This is a genomic window from Photorhabdus viridis, from assembly GCF_040256935.1.
Lineage (GTDB): Bacteria > Pseudomonadota > Gammaproteobacteria > Enterobacterales > Enterobacteriaceae > Photorhabdus > Photorhabdus viridis.
Genome location: NZ_JBEJZY010000470.1, coordinates 1 through 223, shown reverse-complemented (window position 1 = coordinate 223; position 223 = coordinate 1). Strand labels below are relative to the sequence as shown.

1 protein-coding gene is annotated in these 223 nt (G+C 53.4%); it reads right to left on the bottom strand.

Features of this window, described 5'->3' with window-relative positions; all coding sequences use genetic code 11:
- Nucleotides 1-223 (bottom strand): type VI secretion system contractile sheath domain-containing protein (locus ABR397_RS24180; RefSeq protein ID WP_350307896.1); only part of this gene is annotated, 223 nt, incomplete at both ends.

Sequence of the window (223 nt, the reverse complement as noted above, 5' to 3'; positions counted from 1 at the left end):
GATGTATTCAGCGCGGTCAAAGTAGCTGCCGATGTCTTTAATCGCCGCCACCTCTTCCATGGTTTTTTTACCGAAAAAGGCTGGTCCGACCGCGCCAATAAAGGGCATATGAGCCGCGGCTGATACTTTGGCGATATGACGCAACAGGGCAATATCCTGCGAGCTGGCATCAAATTCGTAATTGGCAATCACCGAGCCGATAGGCTCCCCGCCCGGCATATCG